18 protein-coding genes are annotated in these 15591 nt (G+C 54.0%); 13 read left to right on the top strand and 5 right to left on the bottom strand.

The window, feature by feature from the left end:
• The first annotated feature begins 28 nt into the window (after window positions 1-28).
• The 10 genes from sppA (at window position 29) to LKE13_RS04160 (ending at window position 8475) form a co-directional block, all read left to right on the top strand.
• Window positions 29-934 carry a signal peptide peptidase SppA gene (gene sppA, locus LKE13_RS04205; RefSeq protein ID WP_227948442.1) on the top strand — a complete coding sequence of 302 codons (906 nt, stop codon included), beginning with the start codon at window positions 29-31 and terminating at the stop codon, window positions 932-934.
• Between the two features lie 55 nt (window positions 935-989).
• A complete protein-coding gene (ihfB, locus tag LKE13_RS04200; protein ID WP_227948441.1) occupies window positions 990-1274 on the top strand; it encodes an integration host factor subunit beta in 285 nt (94 codons plus the stop codon).
• Window positions 1275-1342: 68 nt separating this feature from the next.
• Window positions 1343-1720: a lipopolysaccharide assembly protein LapA domain-containing protein gene (locus tag LKE13_RS04195; RefSeq protein ID WP_227948440.1), complete on the top strand. Its 378-nt coding sequence runs from the start codon at window positions 1343-1345 to the stop codon at window positions 1718-1720.
• Between the two features lie 9 nt (window positions 1721-1729).
• Window positions 1730-2668, top strand: a complete 939-nt coding sequence (locus LKE13_RS04190; RefSeq protein WP_227948439.1) for an ornithine cyclodeaminase family protein — start codon at window positions 1730-1732, stop codon at window positions 2666-2668.
• Between the two features lie 112 nt (window positions 2669-2780).
• Entirely contained in the window at window positions 2781-3491 is a 711-nt protein-coding gene (gene pyrF / locus LKE13_RS04185) for an orotidine-5'-phosphate decarboxylase (RefSeq protein ID WP_227948438.1), read from the top strand.
• Window positions 3492-4148, top strand: a complete 657-nt coding sequence (locus LKE13_RS04180) for a phosphoribosylanthranilate isomerase (RefSeq protein WP_227948437.1) — start codon at window positions 3492-3494, stop codon at window positions 4146-4148.
• A 23-nt stretch (window positions 4149-4171) separates the two neighbouring features.
• Window positions 4172-5383 carry a tryptophan synthase subunit beta gene (gene trpB / locus LKE13_RS04175; RefSeq protein WP_227948436.1) on the top strand — a complete coding sequence of 404 codons (1212 nt, stop codon included), beginning with the start codon at window positions 4172-4174 and terminating at the stop codon, window positions 5381-5383.
• Window positions 5380-6198: a tryptophan synthase subunit alpha gene (gene trpA / locus LKE13_RS04170; protein WP_227948435.1), complete on the top strand. Its 819-nt coding sequence runs from the start codon at window positions 5380-5382 to the stop codon at window positions 6196-6198. The genes trpB and trpA overlap by 4 nt, the downstream gene beginning before the upstream one ends.
• 12 nt (window positions 6199-6210) lie before the next feature.
• Entirely contained in the window at window positions 6211-7161 is a 951-nt protein-coding gene (gene accD / locus LKE13_RS04165) for an acetyl-CoA carboxylase, carboxyltransferase subunit beta (protein WP_227948434.1), read from the top strand.
• A 12-nt stretch (window positions 7162-7173) separates the two neighbouring features.
• Window positions 7174-8475 carry a bifunctional folylpolyglutamate synthase/dihydrofolate synthase gene (locus LKE13_RS04160; RefSeq protein WP_227948433.1) on the top strand — a complete coding sequence of 434 codons (1302 nt, stop codon included), beginning with the start codon at window positions 7174-7176 and terminating at the stop codon, window positions 8473-8475.
• Window positions 8476-8481: 6 nt separating this feature from the next.
• Here LKE13_RS04160 and LKE13_RS04155 read toward each other — a convergent pair whose 3' ends face one another.
• Window positions 8482-9171 (bottom strand): response regulator transcription factor, encoded by a 690-nt coding sequence (locus LKE13_RS04155; RefSeq protein WP_227948432.1) that lies wholly within the window; start codon window positions 9169-9171, stop codon window positions 8482-8484.
• A gap of 293 nt (window positions 9172-9464) precedes the next feature.
• On the opposite strand from LKE13_RS04155, the gene ribA reads away from it, so the two are divergent.
• The 3 genes from ribA to LKE13_RS04140 all read left to right on the top strand — a co-directional run bounded on the left by ribA (window position 9465) and on the right by LKE13_RS04140 (window position 12102).
• Entirely contained in the window at window positions 9465-10583 is a 1119-nt protein-coding gene (gene ribA / locus LKE13_RS04150; protein ID WP_227948431.1) for a GTP cyclohydrolase II, read from the top strand.
• Window positions 10584-10705: 122 nt separating this feature from the next.
• The gene (locus tag LKE13_RS04145; RefSeq protein ID WP_227948430.1) at window positions 10706-11539 is read left to right on the top strand and encodes a hypothetical protein; all 834 of its coding nucleotides are present in this window, start codon (window positions 10706-10708) and stop codon (window positions 11537-11539) included.
• A 47-nt stretch (window positions 11540-11586) separates the two neighbouring features.
• Window positions 11587-12102 (top strand): L,D-transpeptidase family protein, encoded by a 516-nt coding sequence (locus tag LKE13_RS04140; protein WP_227948429.1) that lies wholly within the window; start codon window positions 11587-11589, stop codon window positions 12100-12102.
• Here LKE13_RS04140 and LKE13_RS04135 read toward each other — a convergent pair whose 3' ends face one another.
• The 4 genes from LKE13_RS04135 to LKE13_RS04120 all read right to left on the bottom strand — a co-directional run bounded on the left by LKE13_RS04135 (window position 12103) and on the right by LKE13_RS04120 (window position 15470).
• The gene (locus LKE13_RS04135) at window positions 12103-12798 is read right to left on the bottom strand and encodes a YggS family pyridoxal phosphate-dependent enzyme (RefSeq protein WP_227948428.1); all 696 of its coding nucleotides are present in this window, start codon (window positions 12796-12798) and stop codon (window positions 12103-12105) included. It abuts the gene before it with no gap.
• A gap of 102 nt (window positions 12799-12900) precedes the next feature.
• Window positions 12901-13740, bottom strand: coding sequence for a sulfotransferase domain-containing protein (locus LKE13_RS04130; protein ID WP_227948427.1), 840 nt, complete (start codon window positions 13738-13740; stop codon window positions 12901-12903).
• 36 nt (window positions 13741-13776) lie between these two features.
• A complete protein-coding gene (locus LKE13_RS04125; protein WP_227948426.1) occupies window positions 13777-14613 on the bottom strand; it encodes a sulfotransferase domain-containing protein in 837 nt (278 codons plus the stop codon).
• A 26-nt stretch (window positions 14614-14639) separates the two neighbouring features.
• Window positions 14640-15470 (bottom strand): sulfotransferase domain-containing protein, encoded by an 831-nt coding sequence (locus tag LKE13_RS04120; RefSeq protein WP_227948425.1) that lies wholly within the window; start codon window positions 15468-15470, stop codon window positions 14640-14642.
• Window positions 15471-15591 lie beyond the last annotated feature (121 nt).

Here is a 15591-nt window from a genome sequence, read left to right as displayed (position 1 = left end):
CGTCATTCCTTTATTCGAAAGGCTGAAAATGTCTGTCGATAGCGAAAACTACGATATCAGGCGCCGCCTCAAGCGGCGCCTGTCTCTTTGGCGCCTGCTGGCAATTTTGCTGGTCATTGTCCTCGGCGTCTGGATTTTCAACGAGATGAGCGAAGAAGAGGTCAGAGACCATATCGCTCGCCTTGATGTTACCGAAATCATTGTCGAGAATGACCGCCGCGAGGAGGCCATCGACGACATTATCAAAGACCCGTCTGCGAAGGCGTTGATCGTTTATATCAACAGCCCCGGCGGCTCTACATACGGCAGCGAACGGCTTTTCAAAGCGCTGCGCCGCGTCGCGGAAACGAAACCCGTCACAACTGTGATCGGCACAGTTGGCGCGTCAGGCGGATACATGACAGCACTCGCCGGGGACCGTATTTTTGCGGGCGAATCCTCCATTGTCGGCTCCATCGGCGTAATTGTGCAGCTAACAGAAATCTCCGAATTGATGAAAAAGGTCGGCGTCAGCGCTACCGCCATTACCTCGGGCGCGTTAAAAGGCGAACCCTCCCCCTTCAAACCGATATCTGAGGCGGGACGCGAAAACCTTCAGGAAATGGTGACAGCGACTTATGACTGGTTCGTCTCCATGGTGACCCAGCGCCGTCCGCTGGATGAAACACAGGTCCGCGCTCTCGCGGATGGACGGGTCGTCATTGGCCTCGTCGCCGTGAAAAATGGCCTGATTGACGAGATCGGCGGCATCACCGAAGCGCAAAGCTGGCTGGAATCGGAACAGCAGATTCCGTCCGGCCTACCACTCCGTACCGTCGATTACAGCGAGCCAAAACCTCTGATTGCAAGGCTTTTGGGGGAAATGATGTGGAAAAGCGTTTTATCAGAAAGACTTACACTTGACGGACTGCTCTCCCTTTGGCAACCTGACTGATATTGGGAAAAGGCTAGACAAACGATAAAAAATTATCACTGACGGGGAGTGTCGAATGATAAAATCTGAACTTATTGCGATTATCGCGGAAAATAATCCCCATCTGTACCAGCGCGATGTGGAGCGTATCGTTACCACCATATTTGACGAGATTTCCGACGCCCTTGCGCGCGGCGACCGGGTCGAACTGCGCGGTTTTGGGGCGTTTTCCACCAAGGAGCGGGCCGCACGTGTCGGTCGCAATCCGCGCACCGGGGAGGCTGTGCAGGTGGATAAAAAATATGTGCCCTATTTCAAATGTGGCAAAGATCTGCGCGATCGGCTTAACACCGACGCTTAAAGGGTTCGCCATCGGCCCAAAATACCGTTAATCTGGCGGCAACAGTTGTCTGAACCAGAAGGACGTCCATGCTGAAATTATTTTTCTGGATACTTTTCCTTGTCATCGCCCTTGTCGTGGCGGCGCTAAGCATCGCCAATCGGGAAGTGGTGACTTTTTCCCTCGATCCGTTCCCCTTTGCGTTTGATTTACCGCTCTATGCCCTACTGCTGGCCGCGGGTTTTGTCGGCCTGATCGCCGGTGCCGTTGTGACCTGGCTGCGTGGACATACCGCACGCCATGAAAACCGCCTTTACAAGCGGGAGGTGGAGGAACTTAAAGGCAAAAACGTCCGCCTCACCCGCGAACTGGAAGAAGCCCATGCGCGAGAGAGCAAAGGCCCGGCGCCCGATGCACTGGCGCCGCCTATCACGGGGAAACAACAGCTTGAGCATCATGTCGGCTGATTGACCCAAATGCAGATTATCGACAATGCTAAAATCGCTGACGCGCTTCAATACCCGGCACTGATCGATGCCCTTCGCCGAATGTTTATCGATGGCTGTACCCAGCCGCTTCGTCATCATCACGGGCTGGACCCCGAAGATGAGAAAAAAGGCACCCTCCTCATCATGCCTGCCTGGCAATCAGGCGGGTTTCTCGGCCTCAAGACCGTAACGGTGATGCCGGAAAACGGCGCAAAGGGCCTGCCCTCTGTTCAGGGAACCTATATGCTGTTCGATGCTGTTGATGGCCGCGCGCTCGCCCTGATGGATGCGGGCGAACTGACAATCCGCCGAACAGCGGCTGCCTCTGCGCTCGCCGCCTCCTATCTTGTCCGAAAGGATGCATCTACCATGCTGATGGTCGGGGCTGGCGCCATGGCGCCCTGCCTTATCCGGGCGCATTCTGCGGTGCGGGACCTTAAAGAGATATCGATTTGGAACCACCGCCCGGAAAAGGCGGAAAAGCTCGCCGACGACCTCACGCGAGAGGGGTTTTCCGCCCAGGTTGTCACAAATTTAGAAGACGCCGCCCGGCACGCCGACCTCATTTCCTGCGCGACACTTTCCACCGAACCGCTGATCAAAGGCGAGTGGCTGAAGCCGGGCGCACACCTCGATCTGGTCGGCGCCTTTACCCCAGCCATGCGCGAAAGCAATGATGATGCCGTGAAAATCGCGACGCTGTTCGTGGATACGCGCGAAGGCGGCCTGAAAGAGGCAGGCGATATTGTCCAACCGCTGCAAACTGGCGTCATCAGGGAAAGCGATATTCAGGCCGATCTTTATGATCTCTGCAAGGGAACGCATGCCGGTCGCGCGTTGGATGATGAAATCACCCTCTTCAAGTCGACCGGTGCTGCCCTTGAGGATCTCGCCGCTGCCATTCTCGCCTATGAGGCAAACGGATAGGGCTATAGCCCCACTTTTTCGATAATTCTGCCGCTATCACTTTTCATTTTGCCAAAAGCCTCTATTATCGCCGCAGATTTCACCTATATCTCAGAAAATAGGAGGCCTTGCCATGAGATTGACGCCGCAAAATGCCGTTTTCACCGCAATTGACACAACCAACCTCGACGCCGCCGTCGCGCTTGGACGTGCGCTCGCGCCGATTTCGGGCGGCATAAAGCTCGGCAAGGAGTTTTTCACCTCCCACGGACCGCAGGGCGTCATGGCCGTCGCAGGCGAGACAACACCGCTCTTCCTCGATCTCAAGTTCCACGATATTCCCAACACCGTTGCGGGCGGCGTACGCGCGGCGGCAAAGTTTATCAAGCCGACGATGCTGACCATCCACGCAAGCGGCGGCCCCGCCATGATCCGCGCCGCTGCTGATGCCTCCGCTGAATTTGGCGAAGGCCGGCCCCTGATCCTTGGCGTTACCGTGCTCACCAGCATGGATGACGCAGACTTGAAAGCGGTCGGTGTGGATAGCCCGGCGGAAGAACAGGTCCTCCGCCTTGCCGAACTGGCGCAAAAGAATGGTGCCGATGGCGTGATCTGTTCCCCGCGCGAGATTCAGGCACTCCGTCAGACATGCGGGCCCGATTTCAAGCTGGTTGTTCCCGGCATTCGCCCTTTGGGTTCCGATCATGGCGATCAGAAACGGGTAAAAACCCCGATTGAGGCGATGACTGACGGCGCAAGCTATCTGGTAATCGGTCGGCCGATCACGGGCGCAGAAGACCCCGCCGCCGCCGCAAGTGCCATCGTCGGGGACATCGCCGCATAAATGCCTGTATCAGCAAAAATATGCGGCCTCAATGACGCCGCCGCGCTTGAGGCCGCCATTTTAAACGGGGCCGCCTTCGTGGGTTTTGTCTTTTATGGCCCAAGCCCGCGTAATATCTCGGCGGATGAGGCCGCCTTGCTCGCCTCGAAGGTGCCTATTCATGTAAAGAAGGTCGGCCTGTTCGTTAATCCGGACGATCAGTTGATCCACGACGTTCTCACCACCGTATCATTAGATTGGATACAGTTGCATGGAACGGAATCGCCTGATCGGGTGCGCGAGATCAAGGAAGCCTATAGCCTGCCCGTGATCAAGGCGATCAAGGTTGACAGTGCGGCATCACTTGAAGAAGTTGACCGCTATGACGGCGTGGCCGACATGTTGCTGTTTGATGCAAAAGAGCCTAAAAACATGGAAAACGCGCTTCCGGGTGGCAATGGACTGGCGTTTGATTGGGAATTGCTGGCGGACGCGAAAATCACCACCCCGTGGATGCTGGCGGGTGGGCTTGATGCAGAAAATATCGCCGAGGCAGTGCGCATATCGGGCGCGACGATCGTCGATACCTCCTCTGGCGTCGAATTCGAGCCCGGGCGCAAAAACCCCGCCGCGATTGAGGCCTTTCTGGTGGCAGTTGCCGCCATCGAGATAGAATGAAGAAATTTAAGGCGTAATACGACATGGTGAAACTGAACAGCTATCGCACCGGACCGGATGAAACCGGTCATTTCGGCATTTTCGGCGGGCAATTTGTCGCCGAGACGCTGATGCCGCTTATTCTGGAGCTGGATGCCGCCTATGAGGCATCGAAGAAGGATCCGGAATTCGCGAAAGAGCTTTCCGGATTGCTCAAGCATTTTGTGGGACGGGAATCCCCGCTTTATTTCGCCGAACGACTGACCGAGCATTATGGCGGCGCGAAGATTTATCTCAAGCGCGAGGATTTGAACCACACCGGCGCGCACAAGATCAACAATTGCATGGGACAGATCCTGCTCGCCCGCCGTATGGGCAAGAAACGCATTATCGCCGAGACCGGCGCAGGCCAGCACGGGGTTGCCACCGCCACCGTCGCCGCGCGGTTTGGTCTTGAATGCGCGATCTATATGGGCGAGACGGATATCGAACGGCAGAAACCCAACGTTTTCCGCATGAAACTGCTGGGGGCAGAGGTTGTCCCGGTGAAATCCGGCGCGCGGACCTTGAAGGACGCGATGAACGAGGCATTGCGCGACTGGGTGACGAACGTGGAGGATACCTTCTACATCATCGGCACCGTCGCCGGGCCTCACCCCTATCCTGAGCTTGTCCGCGATTTTCAATGCGTGATCGGGGAAGAAACCCGCCGCCAGATCATGGAGGCCGAAGGCCGCCTGCCCGATACCTTGCTTGCCTGTATTGGTGGCGGATCGAACGCCATGGGCCTGTTCCATCCCTTCCTTGATGACGAGAGTATCGACATTATCGGCGTTGAGGCCGCGGGCCACGGCATCGATACGGATAAGCACGCCGCGTCGCTTAAAGGCGGACGGCCGGGCGTGCTGCATGGCAACCGTACCTATTTACTTCAGGATGACGATGGCCAGATTTTGGAGGCGCATTCCATCTCCGCTGGCCTCGATTATCCCGGCATCGGGCCGGAGCATTCCTGGCTCAACGATATCGGGCGGGTCAAATATGTAAATGCGACGGATGCCGAGGCGCTGGAGGCGTTCCAGCTCTGCTGCAAGCTGGAGGGAATTATCCCCGCGCTGGAGAGCGCCCATGCCCTCGCCTATCTGGAAAAGCTCGCCCCGGACCTGCCGAAGGAGCATATTATCGTCGTTAACCTTTCCGGGCGCGGCGACAAGGACATTTTCACCGTTGCCGATGCGTTGGGAGTTGAGTTGTGAGCGAAACCCGTATTGACCGCCGTTTCAAAGCCCTGAAGGCTGAGGGGCGCGCCGCCTTTGTCACCTATGTGATGGCCGGCGACCCGAACCTTGAGACCGCGCTGAAGATTGTAAAAGGTCTGCCCGGCGCGGGCGCAGATATTATTGAGGTCGGCCTGCCTTTCACCGACCCGATGGCTGACGGACCCGCGATCCAGCAGGCGGGGCTTCGTGCGCTCGCCGCGGGCACCACACTCAAAAAGACGCTCAAGCTGATTTCGGAGTTCCGCATCGGTGATGACGAGACGCCAATCGTGCTCATGGGCTATTACAACCCGATCTACAGCTACGGCGTCGATCAATTCCTGATCGATGCGAAAGCCGCCGGGGTCGATGGCCTGATCGTTGTTGATCTGCCGTCCGAGGAAGACAAGGAACTTTGCCTTCCCGCGCGCGAGGCCGGGCTTAACTTCATTCGCCTCGCCACGCCGACCACAGATGACAAGCGCTTGCCGAAGGTTCTCGCCAATTCGTCGGGCTTCCTTTATTATGTCTCGATTGCCGGAACGACGGGCGCCGCGGCGCCAAAGCCAAGTGATGTGGCGATCGCTCTCACCCGGTTCCGCAAAACGACCGATCTGCCGATTGCGGTAGGCTTCGGGCTTCGGACCGGAGCACAGGCGGCGGAAATTGCGAAGATCGCTGATGGCGCAGTTGTCGGCACGGCGCTGGTGGAGCAAGTCGCGCTCGGTGATGGTGATGAAGACAAAGTAAAACGGGTGCTCGATCTGGCGCGCGAGATTTCAGCGGGTATCCGCAGCGTAAAAAAGACGTAACAGGACGCAAATATGAACTGGTTGACGAACAAGGTCCTGCCGAAATTCCGGCAACTGACAACAAAACAGGATACTCCCGATAATCTCTGGGTGAAATGCCCCGATTGTGGCCAGATGCTGTTCCATAACGACCTGCAAGCCAACCAGAATGTCTGCGCCCATTGCGACTATCATCTCCGTATTTCGCCAGTGGAACGGTTCGAAGCGCTGTTCGATGAGGCAAAGTATGATCTGATTGAGCTACCGGAAGTACCGGTCGATCCCCTGAAATTCCGTGATTCCAAGCGCTATACCGAGCGGCTGAAGGATGCGCGCCATAAAACAGGTGATATCGACGCGATGAAGGTTGCCCACGGCAAGATGAACGGCAACGCTGCCGTTATCGCCGTGCAGAATTTCGACTTTATGGGTGGATCCCTGGGCCTCGCAGTGGGGGAGGCCATTGTTGCCGCCTCCAAACTTGCAATTTTACAGAAAGCGCCACTGATCCTCTTTTCCGCCGCCGGGGGCGCGCGGATGCAGGAAGGCATTCTCTCCCTCATGCAGATGCCGCGCACAACTGTTGCAATTCAGCGCCTGAAAGAGAACCGCCTGCCTTTTATTGTCGTCCTTACCGATCCAACGACGGGCGGGGTCACGGCCTCCTATGCGATGCTGGGTGATATCCAGATTGCGGAACCTGGCGCGCTTATTTGTTTTGCTGGCCCCCGGGTGATTGAGGAAACGATCCGCGAAACCCTACCCGACGGATTCCAACGCGCGGAATTCCTGTTGGAGCATGGCATGCTGGATATGGTCGTCCATCGCAAGGATATGCGCGAAACCCTCTGCCGGATTATCGATTTGCTGGGTACAAAGCTGAAACTTCCGCCTGCTGTGATGAAGAATAGCGACAAGAAGACCGTCGCCAAGCCTTCTGTGGCGAAAGAGGAAAGCGCGGCAGCCAGCAGTTCCAAAAAATAGACTGGTTCCCTCGTGACCGGAACCCATAGCGATCGGATTCTCGCGCGGTTGATGTCGCTGCACCCGAAGGTCATTGACCTGACTCTCGATCGGATGCTCCCCCTGCTCGCAAAACTCGATCACCCGGAGCGGCGCTTGCCCCCCGTTATCCATGTGGCGGGCACCAACGGCAAAGGCTCCCTGCTGGCCTATCTTCGCGCCATGCTGGAGGCGGCAGGCTATCGCGTGCATGTCTATACCTCACCGCATCTGGTGCACTTTGCTGAACGCATTCGTCTCGCCGGAAACATTATCGACGAAGAGGCATTGAGCGAGCTTCTCCTTACGTGTGAAGCCGCCAATGGCGACATCCCTATTACTTATTTCGAGATTACTACTATTGCTGCGTTTAAGGCCTTTGCCGACACGCCTGGCGATATTCTTTTGCTCGAAACCGGGCTTGGCGGGCGCTATGACGCCACCAACGTGGTGGCACGACCCGCGCTAACCGCGATTACGCCGATCTCTCAGGATCACGCAGAATTTTTGGGCACCGATCTCGCCGGAATTGCCTGGGAAAAGGCGGGGATTATTAAACCAAACGCGCCTGTCGTCATCGGCCCCCAGGATCCTATCGCCCTCAATGTGTTACAAAAAACAGCAGAATCTCTAGGATCTCCGGCACATATATATAACAGAGACTGGTCCTGCCATAAAGTCGCGGATGGTTGGCAGTATGACGGAATGCAAGGCGCGCGCGTCTTTCCCCTGCCCGCCCTTCACGGAGTTCATCAGATTGAAAATGCGGGAACAGCGGTGGCCTGCCTCCACCATCTTGGTGGATTTACAGTCTCCGACGCGGCAATTCGTGAGGGGTTGCAAAAAGTTAACTGGCCCGCACGCATGCAACGGCTCTCAACAGGGCCCATTGTGGAGGCTTTGCCCGATAAGGTCGAGGTTTGGCTGGACGGTGGGCATAATCCGGCAGCGGCGGTACAAATCGCAAAAAGCTTTATAAGCTGGAATGAAACCGACCCGAAACCGACCTATCTGATTGCTGGAATGCTGAACACCAAGGACCAGAAAGCCTTCTTCAGCCAACTTGCACCCATAATCGAAAAGGGACATTGCATCACCATACCGGAGGAAGCGGCGGCAACACCAGCAGCGGATCTGGCGAATATGGCGCGAGGGGCCGGTCTCGAAATGACGGAAAAGCCATCCCTGAAGGCGGCGGTAGAGGATTTGAAACCCACACTCAGTGAGAAGCCCTGCCGCCTGCTGATAGCGGGCAGCCTTTACCTTTCCGGACAGATTTTACGCGATAACGGCTGAAATATGTTATGGAACGAGACGATAACCGCCCGGTTCTGTAATCAATATCTTCGCATCTGACGGTTCTGCCTCTATTTTCTGCCGCAGCCGATAGATATGGGTTTCCAAGGTATGTGTCGTCACCCCGGCATTATAACCCCAGACCTCATTTAAGAGGATATCGCGGGTCACCACCTTGTTGCCAGCGCGATAGAGATATTTCAGGATCGCCGTTTCCTTCTCGGTCAGGCGGACCTTTTGGGCCGTTTCCTTATGCAGCATCAGCTTCGCCGCCGGGCGGAAGCTGTAGGGACCAATGTTGAAAACGGCATCTTCACTCTGTTCATGCTGGCGCAACTGCGCACGAATACGGGCGAGCAGCACCCCAATGCGGAAGGGCTTGGAGACATAGTCATTCGCCCCGCTTTCAAGGCCGAGAATCTGATCACTGTCGCTGTCCTGCGCGGTAAGCATGATGATCGGCGCTTTGTTGCCGGTTTTGCGGATCAATTTGCAGGCCTCTCGCCCGTCCATATCGGGCAGGCCCACATCCAGCAGGATCAGGTCGAAATGGCTCTTCTTGATCTTGTCCAGCGCATCGCACGCGGTTTCTGCCTGCTGGGTCAGGAATTCCTCATGCAGGTCGAGTTGTTCCGCCAACGTTTCCCGTAAGGCATTATCATCATCGACCAGAAGAATCTTTTTGCCGCCCGTCATATGTTTTCCCCACTGTTATTATGCAACGGGACGCTTTCATACGTTCCGCTGCCTTAAAAATTGGTATCATATGGGGGTATTCAAGGGCAAGTAGGACAGATGGACGATGGTTTTCACGTTAAAGTGAAGGTTGGTGATACAAAAGCCAAAGGTCGGGGCGGTTTTTTGGGTCGCGAATTGGAAAAATGCTGGCTCCAAATCAAATGTGATAATATAACATTTGCAGCCCGCCATCTCCGCCTGCTAATAGTCTTGATACATCGCTGAACTCGCGAACCGGAAACCAGAATAATATGAGTAACAACAAGAACAAGACAGAGCTCAAACGGCTGCGCACCGTCGACCGCGCCATTGCAGACCTGCGCCGCGGACTGAGTGTAGTGGTGACAGGAAAAGACGAAGCCTCCCTTATACTCTCTACCGAGATGGCCTATGATGCGGAGCTTGAAACTCTCGCTGCGCGCAGCGGTGCGGAACCCGTTCTGGCCCTTACGGCCCATCGCGCAAATGTCCTGCATATCCAGCCGACTGGAGATGACACGGTCCGCCTGGTGATCGAGGATTGGATGGATGCACCATTGATGCGTGCGCTCGCCGATGCGGTTCATGATCTCGATCAGCCCTTTCGTGGGCCCTTCACCCGAATAAAGGAGGGGTTGCCGCCCTCAGTTTCTGGCGCGATTAAAATTGCCAAGCTGGCCCGATTGCTACCTTCTGTTCTGGCTGCCCCGCTGTCGATTGACAGGGTGGAAGCCGTTGCAACCGAACATGATTTATCGATTGTCAGTCTGGAAGATATTCTCGCGTTTGAGGATACCGCTGCGCTTAAACTGAAGTCTGTTGCCTCGGCCCGCGTACCACTTCAGGCGGCGGAAGACAGCACCTTTCACGCTTTTCGCCCCGAAGACGGGGGGATTGAGCATCTGGCAATTGTTGTTGGTGAGCCCAACCGGCGGGAGCCCGTGCTGGCGCGGCTGCATTCGGAATGTTTTACCGGCGATCTCATCGGCTCTCTCAAATGTGACTGCGGGGAGCAACTGCGCGGCGCACTGAAGGCAATAGCTGAGGAAGGCGGCGGCGTCCTCCTCTATCTCGCACAGGAGGGGCGCGGCATCGGGCTCATCAACAAACTCCGCGCCTATAAACTGCAAGCGCAGGGTTTTGATACAGTCGATGCCAATGAACGGCTCGGCTTTGATGCGGATGAGCGGGTGTTTCGCCCCGCCGCCGAGATGCTGAAACTGCTCGGCTTCAAGAAAACCCGCCTGATGACCAACAATCCGGAAAAGGTTGAGGGATTGGAGCGGCATGGCATCACGGTAACCGAGCGTGTCTCACATAAATTCCCATCCAACACCCATAACGAGCTGTATCTCGCGACCAAAAAGAAGCGTAGTGGGCATTATTTATAGGCGTGGGCAGAGTTAGGCGGCAATTTTTGCCGCAACATTAACACTTCCCGCCCCGCAGCCCGCAGATTCCAGCGAGTAATACTGGCACGCTCTTTGCTGATAATCTGAGCAAGGAGTACAATATGTCGATTAACGCCGTCACCCATGACCCATACGCCTATCTCGATCGGGCCCTGCCGAACGAGCAGGTCGCAATGTATGTGCCGCAGGAGCGGGTCGATACCTATGGCAACAAAGTATCCGACGAGGATGGCTTTGGTGAGGACGGTTTCGGTTTCGACGATTTTCTCGATATCATCAACCCCTTGCAGCATATCCCCGGCATTTCATCCCTCTATCGGGAAGTTACCGGCGACGAAATCAGCCCCGGCGCCCGCAATATTGGCGGCACTATTTATGGCGGGGCGATTGGACTGGCAGTTTCCGTCGTCAACTCCACGATTGAAGAAATAACCGGCAAGGATGTTGGCGGCCACGTACTCAGCCTGTTCTCCACCGACGAGGACGAGGCTGCGCCCGAAGAAATGATCGCCACCGCGCCGCCCGCAGCAGAAATATCACCTGCTCCGGAAGAGGCCGTTGCAAATGTGGCAAAAGCTCCTGGCGCTGTGGCGCCAATTGATAGCGCACCACTCGCAGCTCCCATCGTGCCGCAGGATCTGCCAAAAATGACGATAGAGGAGAAAATGCCTATGGCCTCTCCCATCGGACTGGAATGGAAAGGCAACAAACCCGCCCTTCTGCAACAGCTTGAGACAGCAAAAACACAGGATCTGAGCGAAGAGCAGCTCCATGCCGTGTTCAGAAGCTTTAATACTGCGCCCGCCGCCTTGGCTAACCCCGCGATAGATGCCAAAGCAGCCAGTATTGCCTATCAGAAAACCACCACCGCCATGGAAAATAGCGCAAGGCCCGTTGCAAGACCGATCGAACCCGCTGAGCGGCAGTCTCCCTAATGCATTCCGCGGATGACTTTGGTGCTTTGGCGCCCTAGACTTCTCCCATGAATATCGAAATCACGGATATAGACGGTGCCCGCGCACACCTGCGCTACGGTACTCTCACTTTTGACTGTGCCCTTGGCAAGGCTGGCATCACCTTGGCCAAACGGGAAGGGGATCACGCGATCCCCGCCGGACGGTTCCCGCTTCGTCAGTTATATTACCGGCCCGACAAATTCCCAAACCCTCCCGAATGTACGCTTTCCACACAAGAACTGAACAACCATGACGGCTGGTGCGATGCGCCGGATGATCCGCTCTATAATCAGTATGTCCGCTTACCGTTCAAGGCAAGCCATGAACAGCTCTGGCGGACAGATGAGGTGTATAACCTCATTGTTGTGATCGGATATAACGATGATCCGCCTGTAGCGGACGCGGGTAGCTGCATTTTTATGCATGTGGCACGAGATAATTATGCACCGACGGAAGGGTGTATCGCACTGGCGCAGGATGATCTTCTGACACTTCTTGCGGCAATCGAGCCATCAACCGAAATCGTGATCCCGGCCCCATAGTTACGGCGCGCTGCGGGCACCGAAAAGCGCCGTTCCGACCCGAACCGAGGTCGCCCCGAACTGCACCGCTGTCTCAAAGTCCGCACTCATTCCCATACTGAGGCGGGCAAGATTATTGCGCGCAGCAATTTTCCCAAGTAGCGCGAAATGCGGCGCGGGTTGCTCCTCCACCGGAGGAATGCACATCAGCCCGATGACATTTAGGCCGAGCCCCTCCCGACATTCGATGATGAAATTGTCTGCATCTTCCGGAAAAATACCGGCTTTCTGTTCTTCCTTGCCGGTATTGACCTGGATATAGACCGGAAGATGGCGCCCCGCCGCTGTCATTTCCTTGGCAAGGACCCGCGCAAGCTTTGGTCGGTCGACTGTTTGAATAACATCAAAAAGTGCCACGGCGTCTTTTGCTTTGTTAGTTTGCAAGGGGCCGATTAAATGTAGCTCGATATCGGGATAGCGGGCTTTCAGGTCAGGCCATTTTTCCTGAGCCTCTTGCACCCTGTTTTCCCCAAAATGCCGATGTCCAAGAGAGAGCGCCACTTCAATCGCCTCAACGGGCTGGCGTTTGCTGACCGCGATCAGGTCAACGTCGCCCGGAACCCGCGCCCATGTTTCGGCCGCTTTATGAATACGGCCCGTAATTTCTTCGAAATTATCGGCGATATCACTCGTGGAACTTGACGATGCGGTATCCATTTTTCTCTCCGGACTTTAAAATCCTAAATCCTGTAAAATATTGCCTTTAAGAGGACAAAATAGTCTCAATCTGCCAATTATGGTTAAAAATTGGTAAATTTCCTACTTATATCCCGGCGGCAGATATTTGAATTCTTTCATTACATCTTGATGAGCAGCAACAATTTTCTCAACCTGCTCCGGCGAAAGAGCCGTTTTCCACTGCCCGGATTTCCCAACCCTGAAGAATTTTTCTGCCTTATCAGATCGTTCGTTAAACCCTTTTTCCGCCTCTAGCTTTCGCGAGGTTTCAAAGGAGGAAAATTTAATTGCCCGTTTAAGCCGTTCCTTTGGCGGCTTAAGGCCTAGAAACTTTGCCAATTCGCTGAATGTTTTCTCCGGCTTATAAAGCATATCTTCGTATCGCAAGATATGACGGGCGGATTTATCCATCGCCTGCCAGGAGGTGACATGGTTTGACCAGGAACTCAGGAAATCCGGGAGTTTACGATCCGTTTCTCCACTATAGGCTTTGTCATCATTCATCATTTCAATGCCCTGATCAATTTCCAGCCCGTAGTGATCCGAGAGGGAAATCACCACATCCAGCGGATTGCGGACAATATAAATCGCGCCGGCCGTGAATTCCGGCGTTATCAATGAAATCCCGTGCTTTTTACCAAGCCAGTTATGGGTTTTTACAAAAACGGAATCGGGACGTGTGCGGGCATATGCCTGATGAACCCTCGGTATCAGCGCCGCACTTTCTTCGTCCGTAAAGCTGCTGAACGGTTTACCTGTCACCTGCTTATACCAAACCTTCTCCCCATCGCCGATGGTAAATCTGGTGAGTTCGTTAATATCCGCCGGTCGGTCGGCGTTGAGCAGCAAATTGTGCAGAAAAGTCCGCACCCAGGTATTTCCCGATTTCGGATAGGAGGCCAGCCAGATTATTCCGCCCATAAGTCAGCTTTCGCTTTGAAGTTTAAAATTGCTACCTTATTCAGGCAGATATCCGAAATATTTCATCGTCACCTGATGCGTATTGGTGATCTGATCGATCTGCGCATCCGTGAGTTTGTCCTTCCATTGACCGGCCTTGCCCACGCGGAAGAATTTGTCATTCTTTTTCGACTGCTCTTTAAAGCCTTTTTCATCTTCCTGTTTGCGCGCAACATCAAAAGAGGAAAATTCAATCGCCTTTGCGATCCGCTCCTCCGGCAGATCCAGGTTGAGGAATTTTACCATCTCCCCAAAGGTTTCCTCAGATTTGTCCTGCATATCTTCATACCGCATGACATGCATTTTTTCCCGGTCAAAATGTGTCCAGCTGTTGGCGTGTCCCGACCAGGAGCCGAAATACTGCCGTATATTTCCAAGTGCCGGAGCTTCATCGAGGAAGGCATTTGGGTCACCCATCAATTTGATCGCCCCGTCGATCGGAAGCCCAAAATGAGAAGAAACGGAAATCACCACATCCAGAGGATTGCGGATAACATAGATGGCACCCGCAGTGCAATCCATGTTGATCTGCGGTACCCCGTGCAACTGACCGTAAATTGAATGCGTCTTTACAAAAACCTTGTCTTCCTGCAAATCAGCAATCAACTGATGAACCTTGGGTCGCAAGGTGATCACCTGACCCATGGAAAGGCGATGATACGGCATCCCGGCCGCTTTTTCATACCAGGATTTTCGGGCATCGCCCGGCGTCAGATCGGAAAGGATGTTGATATCTACCGGTTTTTCCGGATCAAGCAGTAGATTATTTATGAAAGTTCGCGTCCAAGTGTTGCCCGACTTTGGGTAGGACGCCAACCAGATTATTTTACCCATGAAACTCGCCCAATCTTACTATTAATCTAGTCTGGGAGATAACCAAACTGATTCATTGTTTGATGGTGGCATTTAACAACTTTATTGACCTGCTTGCGAGACAAGATACTTTTCCATTGGCCTGATTTTCCAACACGAAAAAAATTCTCGTTTGTATCAGGGTTTTCGGTAAAGCCCTTCATATCTTCTTGCTTGCGCACTGCGTCAAAAGAAGAAAATTCAATAGCTCTAAGAAGGCGTTCCTTTGGTGGGCGCAGCCCTAGGAAATTAGCTAAGCCACCAAATACTTCCAAGGGTTTATCTAACATATCTTCATATCGCATAACATGTTTGTATTGAGGATTAAACGGCATCCAAGAATTCACATGATTAGACCAAGAGCCGTAAAATTGTTCAATATTGCTTTCAATTTCTGCAGATTTTGCTTTTGGATTATTTAGCATATGAATTGCTTGATCCAAACTTAGATTATAGTGACTAGCTAACGAGATGACGACATCAAGTGGGTTGCGGATGATATAAATCGCGCCGGCCGTATGTTCCATTGTTATCAAGGGGACCCCAAGGAAGTTTGCCAAGGCACTATGCGTTTTCACAAACACTGAATCGGGGTGTGATTTTGTAAAGATCTCATGAACCTTGGGTATCAAAGCTGCGATCTCTCGCCGGGTTAATTCTTCAAACGGCTTTCCACTCGCTTGCTCATAAAACTTCTTACCGCCATCCCCTAAAGTGAAATGATGCATACTGTTAATATCTGTTGGTTCTTTGGGATTTAGAAGCAGGTTATGAATAAAGGTCCGCGTCCAGGTGTTTCCTGACTTTGGGTACGATGCCAACCAGATAATTCCGCCCATAGCTTTTGCGCTTTCTTAAAAACAACCGTTCGAAGACAAAATAATCAACAGGATACAAACAGACAACAAAAAAGGAGGGCAGGAAAACCTGCCCTCCTCTGTCTTTAGAATTTCCTTCAGA

It is taken from the genome of Sneathiella sp. HT1-7, assembly GCF_020731145.1.
GTDB lineage: Bacteria > Pseudomonadota > Alphaproteobacteria > Sneathiellales > Sneathiellaceae > Sneathiella.
The sequence above is the reverse complement of the archived record's forward strand: the minus strand, read 5'-3'. Positions and strand labels throughout refer to the sequence as shown.

Coding starts and splice junctions, on each gene's coding strand:
- sppA (WP_227948442.1), top strand. CDS start 29: ATGTCTGTCGATAGCGAAAACTACGATATCAGGCGCCGCCTCAAGCGG.
- ihfB (WP_227948441.1), top strand. CDS start 990: ATGATAAAATCTGAACTTATTGCGATTATCGCGGAAAATAATCCCCAT.
- LKE13_RS04195 (WP_227948440.1), top strand. CDS start 1,343: ATGCTGAAATTATTTTTCTGGATACTTTTCCTTGTCATCGCCCTTGTC.
- LKE13_RS04190 (WP_227948439.1), top strand. CDS start 1,730: ATGCAGATTATCGACAATGCTAAAATCGCTGACGCGCTTCAATACCCG.
- pyrF (WP_227948438.1), top strand. CDS start 2,781: ATGAGATTGACGCCGCAAAATGCCGTTTTCACCGCAATTGACACAACC.
- LKE13_RS04180 (WP_227948437.1), top strand. CDS start 3,492: ATGCCTGTATCAGCAAAAATATGCGGCCTCAATGACGCCGCCGCGCTT.
- trpB (WP_227948436.1), top strand. CDS start 4,172: ATGGTGAAACTGAACAGCTATCGCACCGGACCGGATGAAACCGGTCAT.
- accD (WP_227948434.1), top strand. CDS start 6,211: ATGAACTGGTTGACGAACAAGGTCCTGCCGAAATTCCGGCAACTGACA.
- LKE13_RS04155 (WP_227948432.1), bottom strand. CDS start 9,171: ATGACGGGCGGCAAAAAGATTCTTCTGGTCGATGATGATAATGCCTTA.
- ribA (WP_227948431.1), top strand. CDS start 9,465: ATGAGTAACAACAAGAACAAGACAGAGCTCAAACGGCTGCGCACCGTC.
- LKE13_RS04145 (WP_227948430.1), top strand. CDS start 10,706: ATGTCGATTAACGCCGTCACCCATGACCCATACGCCTATCTCGATCGG.
- LKE13_RS04140 (WP_227948429.1), top strand. CDS start 11,587: ATGAATATCGAAATCACGGATATAGACGGTGCCCGCGCACACCTGCGC.
- LKE13_RS04135 (WP_227948428.1), bottom strand. CDS start 12,798: ATGGATACCGCATCGTCAAGTTCCACGAGTGATATCGCCGATAATTTC.
- LKE13_RS04130 (WP_227948427.1), bottom strand. CDS start 13,740: ATGGGCGGAATAATCTGGCTGGCCTCCTATCCGAAATCGGGAAATACC.
- LKE13_RS04125 (WP_227948426.1), bottom strand. CDS start 14,613: ATGGGTAAAATAATCTGGTTGGCGTCCTACCCAAAGTCGGGCAACACT.
- LKE13_RS04120 (WP_227948425.1), bottom strand. CDS start 15,470: ATGGGCGGAATTATCTGGTTGGCATCGTACCCAAAGTCAGGAAACACC.